The sequence below is a fragment of the Streptomyces katrae genome, assembly GCF_002028425.1.
GTDB lineage: Bacteria > Actinomycetota > Actinomycetes > Streptomycetales > Streptomycetaceae > Streptomyces > Streptomyces katrae_A.
The window spans coordinates 2,259,482-2,276,086 of sequence record NZ_CP020042.1 but is presented as its reverse complement, the minus strand read 5'-3'; the positions used below and the strand labels follow the sequence as shown (position 1 = coordinate 2,276,086).

The 16,605-nt window shown below is 73.9% G+C and carries 15 protein-coding genes; 10 read left to right on the top strand and 5 right to left on the bottom strand.

From position 1 onward, the window contains the following. Nucleotides 1-56: 56 nt before the first annotated feature. From B4U46_RS10360 to B4U46_RS10345, 4 genes are all read left to right on the top strand, one after another. On the top strand, nucleotides 57-1,109 hold the full coding sequence (locus tag B4U46_RS10360) for an NlpC/P60 family protein (protein ID WP_079426245.1): 1,053 nt from the start codon (nucleotides 57-59) through the stop codon (nucleotides 1,107-1,109). Nucleotides 1,110-1,134: 25 nt separating this feature from the next. After that, complete coding sequence (locus B4U46_RS37285) at nucleotides 1,135-2,298, top strand: hypothetical protein (RefSeq protein WP_079426243.1); 1,164 nt, start codon at nucleotides 1,135-1,137, stop codon at nucleotides 2,296-2,298. 77 nt (nucleotides 2,299-2,375) lie between these two features. Further along, a complete protein-coding gene (locus tag B4U46_RS10350) occupies nucleotides 2,376-3,518 on the top strand; it encodes a glycosyltransferase family 4 protein (RefSeq protein WP_079426241.1) in 1,143 nt (380 codons plus the stop codon). A gap of 203 nt (nucleotides 3,519-3,721) precedes the next feature. Continuing rightward, nucleotides 3,722-5,338, top strand: coding sequence for a GMC oxidoreductase (locus tag B4U46_RS10345; protein WP_079426238.1), 1,617 nt, complete (start codon nucleotides 3,722-3,724; stop codon nucleotides 5,336-5,338). Between the two features lie 13 nt (nucleotides 5,339-5,351). On the opposite strand, the gene B4U46_RS10340 is transcribed toward B4U46_RS10345, so the two are convergent. After that, nucleotides 5,352-7,148: an AMP-dependent synthetase/ligase gene (locus tag B4U46_RS10340; protein ID WP_079426235.1), complete on the bottom strand. Its 1,797-nt coding sequence runs from the start codon at nucleotides 7,146-7,148 to the stop codon at nucleotides 5,352-5,354. A gap of 254 nt (nucleotides 7,149-7,402) precedes the next feature. Here B4U46_RS10340 and B4U46_RS10335 point away from each other — a divergent pair, with 254 nt between their 5' ends. The 6 genes from B4U46_RS10335 (at nucleotide 7,403) to B4U46_RS10310 (ending at nucleotide 12,835) form a co-directional block, all read left to right on the top strand. Then, nucleotides 7,403-8,185, top strand: coding sequence for a metallophosphoesterase family protein (locus B4U46_RS10335; protein ID WP_079426232.1), 783 nt, complete (start codon nucleotides 7,403-7,405; stop codon nucleotides 8,183-8,185). Between the two features lie 122 nt (nucleotides 8,186-8,307). Next, nucleotides 8,308-8,751, top strand: a complete 444-nt coding sequence (locus tag B4U46_RS10330; RefSeq protein WP_079426229.1) for an SRPBCC family protein — start codon at nucleotides 8,308-8,310, stop codon at nucleotides 8,749-8,751. Between the two features lie 449 nt (nucleotides 8,752-9,200). Beyond that, nucleotides 9,201-10,391 (top strand): ArsA family ATPase, encoded by a 1,191-nt coding sequence (locus tag B4U46_RS10325; RefSeq protein ID WP_237292769.1) that lies wholly within the window; start codon nucleotides 9,201-9,203, stop codon nucleotides 10,389-10,391. Nucleotides 10,392-10,455: 64 nt separating this feature from the next. After that, nucleotides 10,456-10,938 (top strand): DUF5304 family protein, encoded by a 483-nt coding sequence (locus tag B4U46_RS10320; protein WP_079426226.1) that lies wholly within the window; start codon nucleotides 10,456-10,458, stop codon nucleotides 10,936-10,938. A gap of 62 nt (nucleotides 10,939-11,000) precedes the next feature. Continuing rightward, nucleotides 11,001-11,942, top strand: coding sequence for an ROK family glucokinase (locus B4U46_RS10315; protein WP_045946881.1), 942 nt, complete (start codon nucleotides 11,001-11,003; stop codon nucleotides 11,940-11,942). A 98-nt stretch (nucleotides 11,943-12,040) separates the two neighbouring features. After that, nucleotides 12,041-12,835, top strand: coding sequence for an endonuclease/exonuclease/phosphatase family protein (locus B4U46_RS10310; RefSeq protein WP_159402080.1), 795 nt, complete (start codon nucleotides 12,041-12,043; stop codon nucleotides 12,833-12,835). Between the two features lie 576 nt (nucleotides 12,836-13,411). Here the strand turns inward: B4U46_RS10310 and B4U46_RS10300 are convergent. The 4 genes from B4U46_RS10300 to B4U46_RS10285 all read right to left on the bottom strand — a co-directional run bounded on the left by B4U46_RS10300 (nucleotide 13,412) and on the right by B4U46_RS10285 (nucleotide 16,435). After that, on the bottom strand, nucleotides 13,412-13,990 hold the full coding sequence (locus tag B4U46_RS10300; protein ID WP_079426225.1) for an HAD domain-containing protein: 579 nt from the start codon (nucleotides 13,988-13,990) through the stop codon (nucleotides 13,412-13,414). A gap of 18 nt (nucleotides 13,991-14,008) precedes the next feature. After that, nucleotides 14,009-14,701, bottom strand: a complete 693-nt coding sequence (locus B4U46_RS10295; RefSeq protein WP_079426223.1) for a class I SAM-dependent methyltransferase — start codon at nucleotides 14,699-14,701, stop codon at nucleotides 14,009-14,011. Then, nucleotides 14,701-15,612, bottom strand: a complete 912-nt coding sequence (locus B4U46_RS10290) for a phosphotransferase (RefSeq protein ID WP_079426221.1) — start codon at nucleotides 15,610-15,612, stop codon at nucleotides 14,701-14,703. The genes B4U46_RS10295 and B4U46_RS10290 overlap by 1 nt, the downstream gene beginning before the upstream one ends. A 73-nt stretch (nucleotides 15,613-15,685) precedes the next feature. Continuing rightward, nucleotides 15,686-16,435: a hypothetical protein gene (locus tag B4U46_RS10285; protein WP_079426220.1), complete on the bottom strand. Its 750-nt coding sequence runs from the start codon at nucleotides 16,433-16,435 to the stop codon at nucleotides 15,686-15,688. Between the last annotated feature and the right edge of the window lie 170 nt (nucleotides 16,436-16,605).

Below are 16,605 nucleotides of genomic sequence, written 5' to 3'. Positions count from 1 at the left end.
ACGGCCGTCCACCGGGACGGACCCGGGCCCGCACAGCGGACAGGGAGCGGTGCCACGTGGGATCCCATCGCCGGCCCGGGAGCGGCGGCCTCGACCGGAACGCCAAGGTCACCGTCCTCACCGCCGCCGCGGCCACCGCCGCCGTGGCCATGACGGCCGTACCCGCCAGCGCCGCGCCCGGCCTCCCGCAGGAACCCGCCACCAGCTCCCGTGCCCAGGTCGACCGGCTCTTCGAGGAGGCCGAGCAGGCCACCGAGAAGTTCAACCAGGCCGGGGAGAAGGCCGACGCGCTGCGCGCCGAGATCAGCCGCGCCCAGGACGCCGTCGCCCGCGCCCAGGACCGCGTCAACACCATGCGCGGGGTCCTCGGCACCTTCGCCGGCGCCCAGTACCGCTCCGGCGGCCTCGACCCCACCGTCGAGCTGATGCTCTCCGAGGACCCCGGCGCCTACCTCGACAAGGCCGCCGTCCTCGACCGGCTGAGCGGCCGCCAGGCCAAACAGCTCGGCGAACTCCGCGAGGAACAGGGCCGGATCGGCCGGCAGCGCCAGGACGCCTCCCGCAAACTCGCCGAACTGGAGACCCTGCGCGCCGAGGTGGCCACCCAGAAGCGGGCCGTCACCGCCAAACTCGCCGCCGCCCGCAGGCTGCTGAACGAGATGCCCTCCGAGGAGCGCGCCGACTTCGAGCGGGCCTCGCGCTCCGGCGGCCGCGCCGACGTCCTGCCGGACCTGCCCGACCTGCCCGTCGGCGGCCGGGCCTCCGGCCGGGCCATGGTCGCCGTGATGGCCGCCCGGGCCGCGGTGGGGAAGCCGTACGTGTGGGGCTCCACCGGCCCCTCCGGCTTCGACTGCTCCGGGCTGATGGTGTGGTCCTACCGCCAGGCGGGCGTCTCCCTGCCGCGCACCTCGCAGGCCCAGCGGTACGCGGGCCGCCGGGTGCCGCTCTCCCAGGCCCAGCCCGGGGACCTCGTGACGTACCGCTCGGACGCCAGCCACGTCGGCATGTACGTGGGAAACGGCCAGGTCATCCACGCCCCCTACCCCGGCGCCCGGGTCCGTTACGACCCCGTCGGGATGATGCCGGTGTCCGCGGTCACCCGGCCCTGAGCCGCCCCCTGCGTACGATCGGCGGATGGATCCCGTCCGCCGCGCCCTCGTACGCCTGCTCGCGCCGGCCCTGTGCGCGCTCGTGGCCGTGGCCGGGTGCGCGGCGCCCGCCCCGCCCGCCGACGCGGAAGTGCGGCGGGCCGTGGCCGACTGGGCGGCGGCCCCGCCGGCACGGCTCGCCTCGATCCCGCTGGAGGGCTGGTCCTACGAGGTCACCTCGGTCCGGCGGGACGGCGCCCGGGCCGACGTGCGCGCCGAGCTGCGCTACCGGCTCGCCGGCTACGACACCGCCGCCGCCGGTTCCGCCCGCGAGCTGACGCTGACCCGCAGTGATGGCGGCAGCGGCAGCGGCAGCGGCGGTACGGCCTGGCGAGTCACCGCCGAACGGCCCGCACCGGGGGCCCCGGCGCAGCTGTGGGACCAGCCGGACCCCGTCGCCGTCGTACGGGGCGCCCACTGCCTCGTCCTCGGCGCCGGCCAGAGCCCGCAGACCCTGGCGGGGATCGCCGCCGAGGCCGACCGGGCGGTCCCGGCGGCGAGCGCCGCCTGGCCGGGGCCGTGGGCGCGGCGGGTGGTGGTGCTCGTCCCCGCCACCCTCGACGCGATGGCCGCGCTGCTGGGCCGGCCCGCCGACGCCTACCGGGGCATGGGGGCCGTCACCACGGGCGCCACCGGCGGCGGCCCCGCCCCCGCCGACCGGGTGGTGGTCAACCCCGAGGGGTACGCGGAGCTCTCCCAGGCCGGCCGGCAGACCGTCCTCACCCACGAGACCACCCACGTCGCCACCCGCACCGCCACCACCGCCCGGACCCCGCAGTGGCTGTCCGAGGGCTTCGCGGACTGGGCCGCCTACCGGGACGGCCCGCTCGGCCCCGCCGAGGCCGCCCCCACCCTCGCGCGGGCCGTCCGCCTCGGCGACCTGCCGGCCGCCCTCCCCGCGGACGGGGCCTTCGCCTTCGGCGGCGGCCAGGACGCCATGGCCCGCGCCTACGAGGGCGCCTGGCTGGCCTGCCGGCTCATCGCCGCCCGCTGGGGGGACGCGGCCCTCGTCCGCCTCTACGCACTCGCCGGCCGCGAACCCCTGCCGACCGCCCTCGACCAGGCCCTGGGCACCGACCTGCCCGCCCTGACGAAGGCCTGGCAGCAGGCGCTGCGCGAGGACCTGGGCCAGGGGACCTCCGAGGAGTAGCGCCCGCAGCCCCGCGGCGTCCGGGCGCAGGGCGCCGCCGTGCGGACACCCCCGGGCCGTCGGGTACGTTGGCGGGGATGCACAAGACGCTGATCGTGACCAACGACTTCCCGCCGCGCCCGGGCGGCATCCAGGCCTTCCTGCACAACATGGCGCTGCGGCTGGACCCCGAGCGGGTCGTCGTCTACGCATCCACCTGGAAGCACAGCGCCGAGGGCCGCGAGGCCACCGCGGCCTTCGACGCCGAGCAGCCCTTCACCGTGGTCCGCGACCGCACCACGATGCTGCTGCCCACCCCCCGCGTCACCCGGCGGGCGGTGTCCCTGCTGCGCGAACACGACTGCGAGTCGGTGTGGTTCGGCGCGGCCGCCCCGCTCGGCCTGATGGGCCCGGCGCTGCGCCGGGCGGGCGCACGGCGGCTGGTCGCCACCACCCACGGGCACGAGGCGGGCTGGGCGCAGCTGCCGGCCGCGCGGCAGCTGCTGCGGCGGATCGGCGAGGGCACGGACACCCTCACCTACCTGGGGGAGTACACGCGCTCGCGGATCGCCTCGGCGGTGACGGCGTCCGCGGCGGCGAGGATGGTCCAACTCCCGCCCGGCGTCGACGAGAAGACCTTCCACCCCGGCTCGGGCGGAGCCGAGGTCCGCGCCCGGCTCGGGCTCAGCGACCGCCCGGTGGTCGTCTGCGTCTCGCGGCTGGTGCCGCGCAAGGGGCAGGACACCCTGATCGAGGCGATGCCGAGGATCCGGGCGCAGGTGCCGGACGCCGTGCTGCTGATCGTCGGCGGCGGTCCGTACGAGGCGGACCTGCGGGCGCTGGCCGCGGCGAAGGGGGTCGCGGACTCGGTGGTCTTCACGGGCGCCGTCCCGTGGTCGGAGCTGCCGGCCCACTACGGGGCCGGGGACGTCTTCGCGATGCCCTGCCGGACCCGGCGGGGCGGCCTGGACGTGGAGGGCCTCGGCATCGTCTACCTGGAGGCCTCGGCGACCGGGCTGCCGGTGGTGGCCGGGGACTCGGGAGGGGCGCCGGACGCGGTGCTGCCGGGGGAGACCGGGTGGGTGGTCCGCGGCGGCGACCCCGCCGCGGCGGCCGACCGCATCGTGCCCCTCCTCCAGGACCCCGCCCTGCGGGCGCGCATGGGCGCGGCGGGCCGGTCCTGGGTGGAGGAGAAGTGGCGCTGGGACCTCCTGGCGGACCGCCTCCGCGAGCTGCTGTAGCCCCGGGCGGGGGCCGCGAAATCGCGCCGCGCGTGCAGGGGACCGGGCCCGCTGCGGCGGAAAGTCGCGCCGTGGGCGCAATGGCCGGAAAGCGGCAGTCCCCGGCAGCGGCCGGTTACGGTCCGGCACATGACTGACTGTTACTCAGATGCGTGGCAAGCCGCGTTATGGCCGGTTGGGCGGAATCCGCTCATGATGCGCCCATGAACCCCAACCTGACGCGCCGTCAACTCGGCCTCGCCGCGCTCCGCACCGCCGCCGCCCTCGGCCTCACCCGGATCGGCCTGACCACCGCCACCGCCGCCGAGGCCCCGCCCGCCGCCCGCTACGCGCCCGCCATCGTCGTCGGGTCCGGCTACGGATCCGCCGTCGCCGCGCTCAGACTCGGCCAGGCCGGCGTCCGTACCGTCGTCCTCGAAATGGGGCGCCTGTGGGACACCCCCGGCCCCGACGGCAAGGTCTTCCCGCCCACCACCGCCCCCGACCAGCGCTCCATGTGGTACCGCACCCGCACCGAGGCCCCCCTCGCCACCTTCCTCTGGCTGGACGTCGTCAACCGCGACATCAGCCCCTACCCCGGCGTCCTCGACCGCGTGAACTACGGCGACATGTCCGTCTACGTCGGCCGCGGAGTCGGCGGCGGATCCCTGGTCAACGGCGGCATGGCGCCCACGCCCCGCCGCTCCTACTTCTCCGAGGTGCTGCCCCAGGTCGACGCCGACGAGATGTACGGCACCTACTACCCCCGCGCCCGCACCATGCTCGGCGTCAACACCATCGACCCCGACTGGTTCGAGTCAACCGAGTGGTACCGCTTCGCCCGGATCTCCCGCAAGCACGCCCAGAACACCGGCCTCAAGACCACCTTCGTGCCCAACGTCTACGACTTCGGGTACATGCAGCGCGAGGCGGCCGGCACCGCCACGAAGTCCGCACTCGCCGGAGAGGTCATCTACGGCAACAACCACGGCAAGAAGAGCGTCGACAAGACCTACCTCGCGGCCGCCCTCGGCACCGGCAACGTCACCATCGAGACCATGCAGCGCGTGGTCGCCGTACGCCCGGACCCGGCCGGCGGATACGTCCTCACCGTCCGGACCAGCGACGTCACCGGCAAGGTCACCCAGGTCCGCGAACTCGGCTGCGCCCAGCTCTTCCTCGGCGCCGGCAGCCTCGGCACCACCGAGATCCTGCTCCGCGCCCGCGAGACCGGCGCCCTGCCCGCGCTCAACGACCGGGTCGGGCAGAACTGGGGCACCAACGGCAACATCATGACCGCCCGCGCCAATCACCTCTGGGACACGGTCGGCGCCAACCAGGCCACCATGCCCGCCCTCGGCATCGACGACTGGGACAATCCGGCCAACCCGGTCTTCGCGGAGATCGCCCCGCTCCCCATGGGCATCGAGCACTGGATCTCGATGTACCTGGCCATCACCAAGAACCCGGAGCGCGGCCACTTCACCTACGACGCCGCCACCGACTCGGCGCGCCTGCAGTGGACCCGGGACCAGAACGCCCCCTCGGTGGCAGCGGCCAAGAACCTCTTCGACCGCGTCAACCTCAGAAATTTCACCATGTACCGCTACGACCTGTTCGGCGACAACAAGGCCTTCGCCGACACCTTCACCTACCACCCGCTCGGCGGCTGCGTCCTCGGCGAGGCCACGGACACCTACGGGCGGGTGAAGGGCTACCGGGGGCTCTACGTCACCGACGGCTCGCTCGTCCCCGGCTCGCTCGGCGTGAACCCGTTCGTGACGATCACGGCCCTCGCCGAGCGGAACATGGAGCGGATCCTGGCCGAGGACCCGCGTTAGGGCGAGCGCCGCGTCAGGAGCGGTACAGGGCCTCGATCTCGTCCGCGAAGTCCTTCGCCACCACATTGCGCTTGAGCTTCAGCGACGGCGTGATGTGGCCCGACTCCTCCGTGAACTGCGAGGGCAGGATGCGGAACTTCCGCACCGACTCCGCCTTGGAGACCGCCGCGTTGCCGTCGTCCACGGCCTTCTGGACGGCGGCCATCAGGTCCGCGTCCTCGCGCAGGTCCGCCGCCGTCGAACCGGCCGGCTTGCCGTTCTCCGCGGCCCACCGGCCGAGGAACTCCTCGTCGATGGTGACCAGCGCCGCCACGAACGGCTTGCCGTCGCCGACCACCATGCACTCGGCGACCAGCGCGTGGGCCCGGATCCGGTCCTCGATCACGGCGGGGGCGACGTTCTTGCCGCCCGCCGTGACGATGAGCTCCTTCTTGCGGCCGGTGATCCTCAGGTAGCCGTCCTCGTCGAGGGTGCCGACGTCACCGGTGTGGAACCAGCCGTCGGACATCGCCTCGGCGGTGGCCGCCTCGTTCTTCCAGTACTCCTTGAAGACGTGCTCGCCGTGCACCAGCACCTCGCCGTCGTCGGCGATGCGCAGCACCGAGCCCGGCAGCGGCTGGCCGACCGTGCCGATCTTCTGCTTGTCCCACGGGAGGAAGGCCGTGGCCGCGCAGGTCTCCGTCAGGCCGTAGCCCTCCAGCACCGTGAAGCCGATGCCGCGGAAGAAGTGCCCCAGGCGCTCGCCCAGCGGGGCGCCGCCGGAGATCGCGTACTCGCCGCGGCCGCCGAGGACGGCGTGCAGCTTGCTGTAGACCAGCTTGGAGAAGATCTTGTGCTTGAGCTTCAGGCCGAAGGACGGGCCCGAGGGCAGGTCCAGCGCCCGGCTGTAGGCGATGGCCGTCTCGGCGGCAGCGTCGAAGATCTTGCCCTTGCCGTCGGCCTGGGCCTTGGCGCGCGCCGAGTTGTAGACCTTCTCGAAGACCCGCGGCACGCCCAGGATCAGGGTGGGCCGGAAGGACTGGAGCTCGTCGGTGAGGTTCTTGATGTCCGGTACGCAGCCCAGCCGGATCGGCGCCAGGACCGCCGCGACCTCCACCAGGCGGCCGAAGACGTGCGCGGCCGGGAGGAACAGCAGCACCGAGCACTCGCCGGTGCGGAACAGCGGCTTCAGCCGCTCCACGACGTTGCCGCACTCGGCGAAGAAGTTGCGGTGGGTCAGCACGCAGCCCTTGGGACGGCCGGTGGTGCCCGAGGTGTAGACGATGGTGGCCGGGTCGTCGGCGTTCGCGAGGGAGCTGCGGGCGTCCACGTCCGCGTCCGGGACCCCGGCCCCGGCGGCCTTGAGCGCGCCGAAGGCGTCCTGCTCGATCTGCCAGACCTCGCGCAGCTCCGGCAGCCGGTCGCGCAGGGCCTCCACGTGGGCGCCGTGCCCCGGGCTCTCCACGATGGCCGCGACGGCGCCGGAGTCCCCGAGGATCCACTGGATCTGCTCCGGGGAACTGGTCTCGTACACCGGGACGGTGACCGCGCCCGCGCTCCAGATCGCGAAGTCGAACAGGACCCACTCGTAGCGGGTGCGCGAGATCAGAGCCACCCGGTCGCCGGGCCGGATGCCGGAGGCGATCAGGCCCTTGGCGGCGGCCCGGACCTCGGCGAGGAACTCCGTCGCGGTCACGTCCTGCCAGCGGCCGTCGACCTTGCGGCTCATGACGGCGGTGTCTGGGTGCTGGGCGGCGTTGCGGCGGATGAGATCCGTCAGGTTCCCGTCCGAAGGGACCTCGTACAGGGCCGGAAGGCTGAACTCGCGCAAGACTGCTGCTCCTCTGGGCGCCATCGCCACCGTGTGGACCGACCGGACGTTACCCACCGGTAGTGGGTTCCCGATAGAGGGAACCGGCCAGATGTTCCGTGCGTCACATTCTGGACTTCGCCGTGCATCGCAAACGCCGCCACAGCGCTGCCGACAGTAGTCGACCGCCTCCGAGACTCGGAAGTAACCGCAGGTCCGGCCACCTGCGAGCCCCGCTCTACCAGCCGGGCACCGGCACCCCTAGGGTGGCGGACATGGGTGCCAGCAAGAGGCGTACACGAGTCCACGTCGTCAGCGACGTCCACGGCAACACCGAAGCGCTCGCACGGGCCGGCGACGGCGCCGACGCCCTCGTCTGCCTCGGTGACCTGGTCCTCTTCCTGGACTACGCCGACCACTCGCGCGGCATCTTCCCCGACCTCTTCGGCGTCGAGAACGCCCACCGCATCGTCGAACTGCGCACGGCGCGCCGCTTCGCCGAAGCGCGCGAATTCGGCCGACGGCTGTGGGACGGGCTGGACCGCGAGCGGATGATCGAGGAAGCGGTGCGCCGCCAGTACGCGCAGATGTTCGCCGCCTTCCCCAGCCCGACGTACGCCACCTACGGCAACGTCGACGTCCCCGCCCTCTGGCACGAGTACGCCGGCCCCGGCACCACCGTCCTGGACGGGCAGCGCGTGGAGATCGGCGGCCGCGTCTTCGGCTTCGTCGGCGGCGGCCTGCCGTCCCCGATGCGCACCCCGTACGAGGTGGACGAGGAGGAGTACGCGGCGAAGGTCGAGGCGCTGGGCGAGGTGGACGTGCTCTGCTCGCACATCCCGCCGGAGGTCCCCGAACTCTGCTACGACACGGTCGCCCGCCGCTTCGAACGCGGCAGCACCGCCCTCCTGGCCGCGATCCGCCGCACCCGGCCCCGCTACGCCCTCTTCGGCCACGTCCACCAGCCGATGGCGCGGCGCATGCGGATCGCAGGCACGGAGTGCGTGAACGTGGGCCACTTCGCGGCGACGGGGAAGCCGTGGGCCCTGGAGTGGTGACCACACGCCCGCGGACCGGGGCCCCGCAGTGTCGGCACCGGTACGCGCGGTAGCCTTCACGCGGCGGCGGCCGGAGGCCCCTGCACACTTGCCGAACACTCTCCCCCGGAGGAGCGACCGCGATGGCGGAACACACCAGCTCGAGCATCACGATCGACGCCTCGCCGGCCGAGGTCATGGCCGTGATCGCCGACTTCGCCCGCTACCCGGAGTGGACGGGTGAGGTGAAGGAGGCCGAGGTGCTGTCCACCGACGCCGAGGGCCGCGCCGAGAAGGTGCGCCTGCTGCTGGACGCGGGCGCGATCAAGGACGACCACACCCTGTCCTACCGCTGGAAGGGCCAGGACGAGGTCGCCTGGACCCTCCACAAGTCCCAGATGCTCCGCCAGCTGGACGGCTCCTACCGGCTCGCCCCGCTGGACGGGGGGCGGCGCACGGAGGTCACCTACCAGCTGACCGTCGACGTCAAGATCCCGATGCTCGGCATGATCAAGCGCAAGGCGGAGAAGGTCATCATCGACCGCGCCCTGGCGGGCCTGAAGAAGCGCGTGGAATCCGCCGCCTGACCCCTTCCCCCGTTCCGCCAGGGACTCCGCACCCGACGCTGCGCGCCCGGTGCGCCGCGCTGGGAGGCACGCCCGGCACGGGCTGACGTTCCGCTGCGCGACATGCCGCCGCGTACGACCGGCGGGCCGCACCGAACTCCAGCCTCGCCGGCGCCCCGGCACGGGGCCTGGGGCGGAGCCCCTGGGCACGGAGGAGGGCGGGCAGGGCACTCCGCCCCGCGCAGCGCCCCACCGCCGACCGGCACCCGCCCGGCGCCGCCCCAGCCAGAGCCGCGGGCCGTCCCCCAGCCCGAGCCCGCCCGCACGGCGGGGGCCCGCAGGTCCCCGGGACCGGCGCGGCCGCCGGGCGGGGGCCGCACGCCCCGGGGACCGGCCGGCCGGCCGCGCGGCGGGGGCCGCACGCCCCCGGGGCCGGGGCCGCCGTCGGGCGGCGTAGCGTTCGGGGGAGGATGATCTACGACCCGGAGCGCCGCACCATGCCGCACACCCTGCTCATCACCGGCCCCGGCGGGTCAGGCCGCACCACCGTCGCCGCCGCCACCGCGCTCGCCGCGGCCCGCGCCGGGCAGCGCGTGCTCCTGCTGTGCGCCGACGACCCCTGGGCCGGCGCCCCGGCCCCCGCCCCCGACCGCCTCCGCCTCGCCCGCATCGACTCCGGCGACGAGTTCCGCACCGAACTCGCCGCCCTCCAGGAACGCGGCGCCACCCTCCTCTCCATGCTCGGCGGCAGCCCCCTCGGCGCCGAGGAACTCACCGAGCTCCCCGGGGCCGAACAGTTCGCCCTCCTGCGCGGCCTGCGCCGCGCCGCCTCCACCCCCGCCACCGACCTCGTCGTCGTGGACATGCCCCCGCTCCACCAGGCCCTCACCACCCTCGCCCTCCCCGCCCAGCTGCGCCGCTACCTGGCCCGCCTGCTGCCCGCGGAGCGCCAGGCGGCCCGCGCCCTGCGCCCCGTACTGGCCCAGCTGGCCGGGGTCCCCATGCCCGCCCAGTGGCTCTACGAGACCGCCGCCCGCTGGGACGAGGAGCTCGCCGCCGTCCAGGCCGTCGTCGAGGCCCCCACCACCCGGGTCCGCCTCGTCGCCGAACCCGGTCCCGCCGCCGACGCCGCCCTGCGCCCCGGGACGCTCGGCCTCGCCCTGTACGAGCTGCCCGTCCACGACCTGGTGGCCAACCGGCTCGTCCCGCGCGACTCCGCCGACCCGTGGACGGCCGGACTCGCCGCCCAGCAGGAGAAGTACCTGGCGCAGTGGCGGCAGGAGACCCCCGTGGTCCCGCTGGCGCACCTCGGCCGGGACCCCGGGCACCCCGGCGAGCTCGCCGGCGCCGAAGGCCTCGCCCCGAGCCCCGGCCCAGGCCCCGCCCCCGCCCGCGCGGCCCGCCCCGGCTGGACGGTCGAGGACCGGCTCGCCGAGGACGGGGTGCTCGTCTGGGCGGTCCCCCTGCCCCGCGCCCGCAAGAGCGAGCTCGACCTTGTCCGTCGCGGCGACGAACTGCACCTCGCGGTGGGCCCCTACCGCAGGACCGTTTCCCTCCCCTCCGCCCTGCGCCGCTGCACCGTCTCCGGCGCCGCCCTCACCGACGGGGTGCTCCGCATCCGCTTCACCCCCGACCCGCAGCTGTGGCCCCGGGCGCGCTGAGCTGCGTACCTCCGTTCGGGTACCGTCGGAAGTAGCCCCTACCGCAGCCGCAGGAGAGTCCGCCATGAGCGAGGCCACCGACCGCCCCACCGACGATGACGCCTGGGCCAAGGCCTGCGCCGAGGACCTCGCCGCCGAACGGGAGCGCCGCCGGGCCGAGCGCGAGCAGGGCGCCGGCGCGGGGGCCGGCGCGGGCGCCACCGGCACCGCCGCCGAGGAACTGTTCAAGCTCTTCGGCGCCGTCGCCGACAAGGTCTCCGCCCTCAACAACCCGGAGCTCGCCGCGGCCGCCCAGGACGCCGTACGCCAGTTCGTCAACCAGGCCAAGACCGCCGCCAAACCCGTCATCGAGCGCAACCCGGAGGTGTTCGGCCACCTCGCCGCCGCCGGCTCCGAGCTGCTCGCCGCCTACCGCTCGGCCGTCGAAGGCCACGAACGCCGCTGGGTCCGGGACGAGCCCCCGGCCCCCCGCAAGCACACCGACGGCGACGAGGGCCACGACCACGGCCCGGACGAGGGCCCGGCCCAGCGGATCGACCTCGACTGAGACTCCGCCGGGCTCGGGTACGGTTGGCCGTGGCGGGGCTTGACCGGAAAACCGAGGGACTAATGGGACTCACCATCGGCGTCGACATCGGCGGCACGAAGATCGCGGCCGGCGTGGTCGACGAAGAGGGCACCATCCTTGAGACGTACAAGGTGCCCACCCCGCCGACCGCGGACGGCGTGACGGAGGCGATCTGCGCCGCCGTCTCCGAGGTCAGCAGCAACCACACCATCGAGGCCGTCGGCATCGGCGCCGCCGGATACGTGGACGACAAGCGCGCGACCGTCCTCTTCGCGCCCAACATCAACTGGCGCCACGAACCGCTCAAGGACAAGGTCGAGCAGCGCATCGGCCTCCCCGTCGTCGTCGAGAACGACGCCAACTGCGCCGCCTGGGGCGAGTACCGCTTCGGCGCCGGCCAGGGCCACGAGGACGTCATCTGCATCACCCTCGGCACGGGCCTGGGCGGCGGCATCATCATGGGCAACAAGCTGCGCCGAGGCCGCTTCGGCGTCGCCGCCGAGTTCGGGCACATCCGGGTCGTCCCCGACGGCCTGCTGTGCGGGTGCGGCAGCCAGGGCTGCTGGGAGCAGTACGCCTCCGGCCGCGCCCTCGTCCGCTACGCGAAGCAGCGCGCCAACGCCACCCCCGAGAACGCGACCGTCCTGCTGGGCCTCGGCGACGGCACCCCCGAGGGCATCGAGGGCAAGCACATCAGCCAGGCCGCCCGCCAGGGCGACCCGGTGGCCGTCGACTCCTTCCGCGAGCTCGCCCGCTGGGCCGGCGCGGGCCTGGCCGACCTGGCCTCCCTCTTCGACCCGTCGGCGTTCATCGTCGGCGGCGGGGTCTCCGACGAGGGCGACCTCGTCCTCGACCCCATCCGCAAGTCCTTCAAGCGCTGGCTGATCGGCGGCGCCTGGCGGCCGCACGCGCAGGTCCTGGCCGCCCAGCTCGGCGGCAAGGCCGGCCTGGTCGGCGCGGCGGACCTGGCCCGCCAGGGCTGAACCCGCCGGCCCGCCGGGGCTGAGCCCCGCTCGGACACCTCTCGAGCCGCCCGCCGCGCCCCCTGTGGGAGCGGCGGGCGGCTGCGTATCTTGCGGGCATGGTGCCCGACACGTTGCCCCCGCCCCAGCCACTGCCCGACGCCGACGCCGTACCCGACGCACTGCCCAAGTCCCTGACCGAACCGGACGGCTCCGCCGTGATCCGCGTCCTCAGCTACAACGTGCGCTCGATGCGCGACGACGAGGAGGCACTGGCCCGGGTGATCCGGGCCTGCGCACCGGACCTGGTGTTCGTCCAGGAGGCCCCCCGCTTCTTCCGCTGGCGCAAGCACGCCGCCCGGCTGGCCTCCAAGGCCGACCTGGTCGTCCTGGGCGGCGGAGCGACGGCGGCGGGACCGCTGCTGCTGTGCTCGCTGAGGGCCTTCGTGGAGCACACGGAGGACGTCCTGCTGCCGCTGACCCCCGGCCTGCACCGGCGCGGCTTCGCCACGGCGGTCGTCCGCTTCGGCGCGGCCCGGGTGGGCGTGGTCAGTGCCCACCTCTCCCTGGACGCGACCGAGCGCGCCGCCCAGGCCGAGCTCCTCCTGGACCGGGTCGCCACCCTGGACGCCCCGCACGTCATCGCCGCCGCCGACGTCAACGAAACCCCGGGCGGCCCCGCCTTCACCCGCCTGTCGGCCACCCTCCAGGACTGCTGGACGGCCGCCCCCTGGGGCGGCGAGGCCACCTTCCCCTCGGCAGCCCCGTCCCGCCGCATCGACGCCCTGTTCGCCACCCCGGGGGTGGAGGTCCTCGCCTGCGGCGTCCCCACGGGCCTCCCGCCCACCGACCTCCGCACGGCAACGGACCACCTCCCCGTACTGGCGGCGGTCCGGCTGGGGGCGGGGGCGTAGGGGCGCGCTCTCGCGGCGGGGGCCCGCCATCTCCCCCTCGAGGTGTCGGGGGCGGGTCGGTGGTTGCCCACCCGCCTCCCTGTCTGCGGGCCGGTGGGGTGGGGGGGCGGGGTCCCGCCGGGCGGTGACGGCACAGCTGGCCGGGATGCGGGAGGGCGGGACTTGAGCCGGGCGGTCTCGGGGAGGGTTGGAGGGTTCCCGCCAGTCTCATCGTCCTTCCGCGTCGGGCCGGTCAGTCAAGGGCGCTCCTTCGTCGCGTCGCTGCGCGATCGCCTTCGGCGACCCTTGACAGACCGACCCGCCGCGAAATGCCGAAGACTGCCGGGAACCCCCCAAAGGAACGGGACGGACCGGAGACGGCCAATCGGCGGGATCAGCGACCAGCCGGGCAGACCGGGGGCCGGCAGACCGGGCATCCGGGCCCCATCAGGCGCAGCCGGGGCCTCCGCCCGCATCAGATCGCTACGCGCATCTCCCGTCTCGGCGGCCGGCGGCCGGCCGGGGTTGCTACCTGCACTGCATGCCAACCAGAGCGGTGTCGGGGGCCGTTGGGCGCGTCAGATCGCTACGCGCTCCTCAGATCTCAGCGTCTGGCGGCCGCCTTGGGCTGATGCCAGCAGCGAACGAGATCTGGTGGGAGGCCCACTCCCTTACCTCAGCGAGGTGATGCGGCTGGAGGCCGTGGTGGGGGTCCGGTTGGACGAGGAGGGTGGGGTGGCCTTGGGCGGTGCGCTCGGCGGCCCAGGTGTGGTCGAGGTCGGTGAAGTCGTCGTCGATCCAGGCGACCGCCGATTCGCCGAGCCACGGATCGACGTGGTCGCGCTTCCAGAGGTAGCCGTTGGGGTGGCTGGTGGTGATACGGGGGCGGGGGAGGTCGAGGTAGGGGAAGTGGGGCAGGCCCAGGAGCGGGCCGATGATGCCGGTGGCGTCCTTGCGCCAGCTCGTGCACCACACGGGGGCGACCAGGCCGCTGTTCAGGAAGTCGGTGAGCATCGGGCCGTGGGCGGGGTTGAGCCAGACGGGGACGGGGTCTCCGGGGTTGCGGCCCGTGGGGAGGACGGTGTGGCGGGTGTGGGTTGGTGGGGTGCTGCCGTCGGGAGTCGGGAAGGGGATGAGGACGCCGTCGATGTCCAGGAGGAGGTGGGGTAGGGGCATCGGTGCCTCCGGTGGCGGTCAGCGTTTGCGGGCGGTGATCAGGAGGGTGGTGGGCCACGGGTCCAGGCGCGGGTGGCGCAGGTCGAGGGCGGCGGTGGTGCGCAGGCCGGTGCGGGCGAGGTGGGCGGCCCAGCGGTGCGCGTCGAACTCCCAGCGGGCGATGGGGTGGCGGGTGCGGTCGGGCATGGTGACGTAGTCCTCGCGGGGGCGGTCGTCCGGCGAAGGATGTCTTCCGGCCCGGGCCGGGTGGGGAACCGAGAAGGCCAGGACGCCGCCGGGCGCCAGGTGGCGGGAGATCTCGGCGAGGAGGAGGTCCGGGGCGACCAGGCCTACGGCGCCGAAGACGGAGTAGATCCCGTCGAAGGTCCGGGCGGTGGCCTGGAGGTGGTGCAGGGCGTGGCCGGCCGAGAAGGTGGTGCCGGTGATGTGGCCGTAGTGGGAGCGTGCCCGGCGGACCTGGAGGCCGACCAGGTCGACGCCCGTCGTGGGGGCCTGATGGTGGTGGGCGAGGTGGGCGACGTTGTGGCCCGGGCCGCACCCCAGTTCCAGCAGGCGCTTGCCGCGCAGGTCCCGGCCGAGGAGCTCCGCGCCGGGGCCCAGGCCGGGGCGGGTGGTCCACTCCATCCGTGCGGGAGGGGTGAGGGCGTGCGTCGGGGCGCCGGCGAGGCGCTGGACGGCGTGGGCGTACCAGGGGGAGACCTGGGCGAGCACTAGACCTCCAGGAAGTGGACCACGTCACCCAGGTGGCGGCGGACGACCGGGATGTAAGCGAAGTCCCTGGTCGGATCGTTGATCCAGCGGATCGCCTGCTCCATGAACCACTCGACGGCCCACATGCGGTGCCAGCCCAGGGCCCATGCCTCGGCCGCCAGGCCGCCCCGGGGGGCGAGGGCGTCCTCGTGGCCGCCTGCGGTGACGTACTGATCGAGGAACACCCGGAGGCGGACGGGGTCCGGTGTGTCGGTGGTGCCGTGGTACGAGGCGAGGTCGATCAGGCCGGGGCCGGTGAAGGCGCGGGCGAAGTCGAGCAGGTGCCAGCCGTTCTCGCCGATGTGGAGGCTGGTGGGGTGGAACTCGGAGTGGACCCAGCCGAACGGGTCCAGTGTCGCTCCCCGGGCGCGGGCCCCGGCTGCTGCGGAGGTCTTTCGCAGCGCGGTTTCGATGTCGTCGCAGTCCGTCCACCGACCGGCCTTGCGGAGGCGCTGGAGGTGGTCGAGGGCCCGGGTGGGGAGGGACGCCAGACCGTTGCCGTCGAGGAAGGGCAGACCGTTGGCCGGGCGGGCCCGGTGGAGCTGGACGGCGGCGGTGGCACCGTCTACGTCGTCGGCCTCACGTACCGGAGTGCCGAGGTCGTCCATGAGCATCCCGAGCCAGTCGTCCTGCACGGCGGTGGCGTGGAGCTCGGGGACCGGCAGACCGCGCTGGTGGGCGATTCGCAGGGCCTGGGCTTCGCGGTCGAAGGGCTCCTTGGCGTACTTGAAGACGGAGGTGGTCCCGTCGGGGAAGGTGACGCGTTCGACGCCGGACATGCCCCAGACACGGATTTCGGTGCGTTGGGGGACGGGCTTGTGGAGGAGGGTGCACAGGTCGTCGAGGAGGGTGGTGGTCAGGCTCTGGTCCATGGGGGTGTCTCCGGAGGGGGGGATGGACGGCTTCGGGGCGAGCGTGTCGTCCGCCCCGAAGCCGGACTGGGGCCTACTCGGGGGCGGTCACGCGGTGGGCGTAGACCTGCTCGATCCAGCCCGCCTTGAACGCGGCGAGGTCGTCACGGAAGTTGGCCATCGAGGCGCCGTAGGGCGCGACGACGCCGCCGGTCTGGTCCGGCACGGACTGGCAGCCGTGCACGAGACGGCCCCCGAGGGCGGCGTGGCCCTTGATGGACTCGATGCGGCGGTGCTCGTTGAACCAGCCGCCGTGGTAGACCTCGTCGAGCATCCCGCCCATTTCGTCCTCCAGGTCGAAGACGACGGAGGTGGCGGCGGGGAAGAACCAGCACGGGCCGACGTTGGAGATGTGCCCGTCCAGCTCGACCTTGTTGAGCGCCATGAGCGTGGCGGCCTCGCGGAGCATCCGCAGGTGTTCGGCGGTGATCTGCGGGAGGTCCAGGCCGGAGAGGTGCTCGTCGCGGAAGAGGTACGCGTACACCTCGTACGCCGTCGCCAGGACGCGGGCGGCATCCGACGTGGACTCGGCGTGGTTCTTGATGAAGTCGAGCGCCAGCTGCTCGACCGCACTCTCGGTCGTCTCGTCGACGTCCAGGAGCTGGGCCTTGACCAGCTCCCAGTCGGCGAGGAGCCAGGTGCTGGACTCGAAGCGGAAGAAGTACTCGGCCGGGTCGATGGTGATGCGTCGTCCCTCGACCTGGATGCCGGGCAGCCGGTTCCAGCGCGGGTCGAAGGCGTCAGGCAGCTCGACCGTGATGGTCGTGGTGTCGATGATGGTCACGGTGTCTCCGTCTCTGATCGTCCGGGCCAGGGCATAGGAATGCCCGAGCCCGTTGGGGCGTACGGAACTTGGGGGCCGCCCGGCCCGAAGGTGGGGCGGCTGTCGATAAGTGAACCGTCCGCTACGCAGAGTGGGTACGGTGTGACCGGGCCCAAGCGGTATACGCGGTT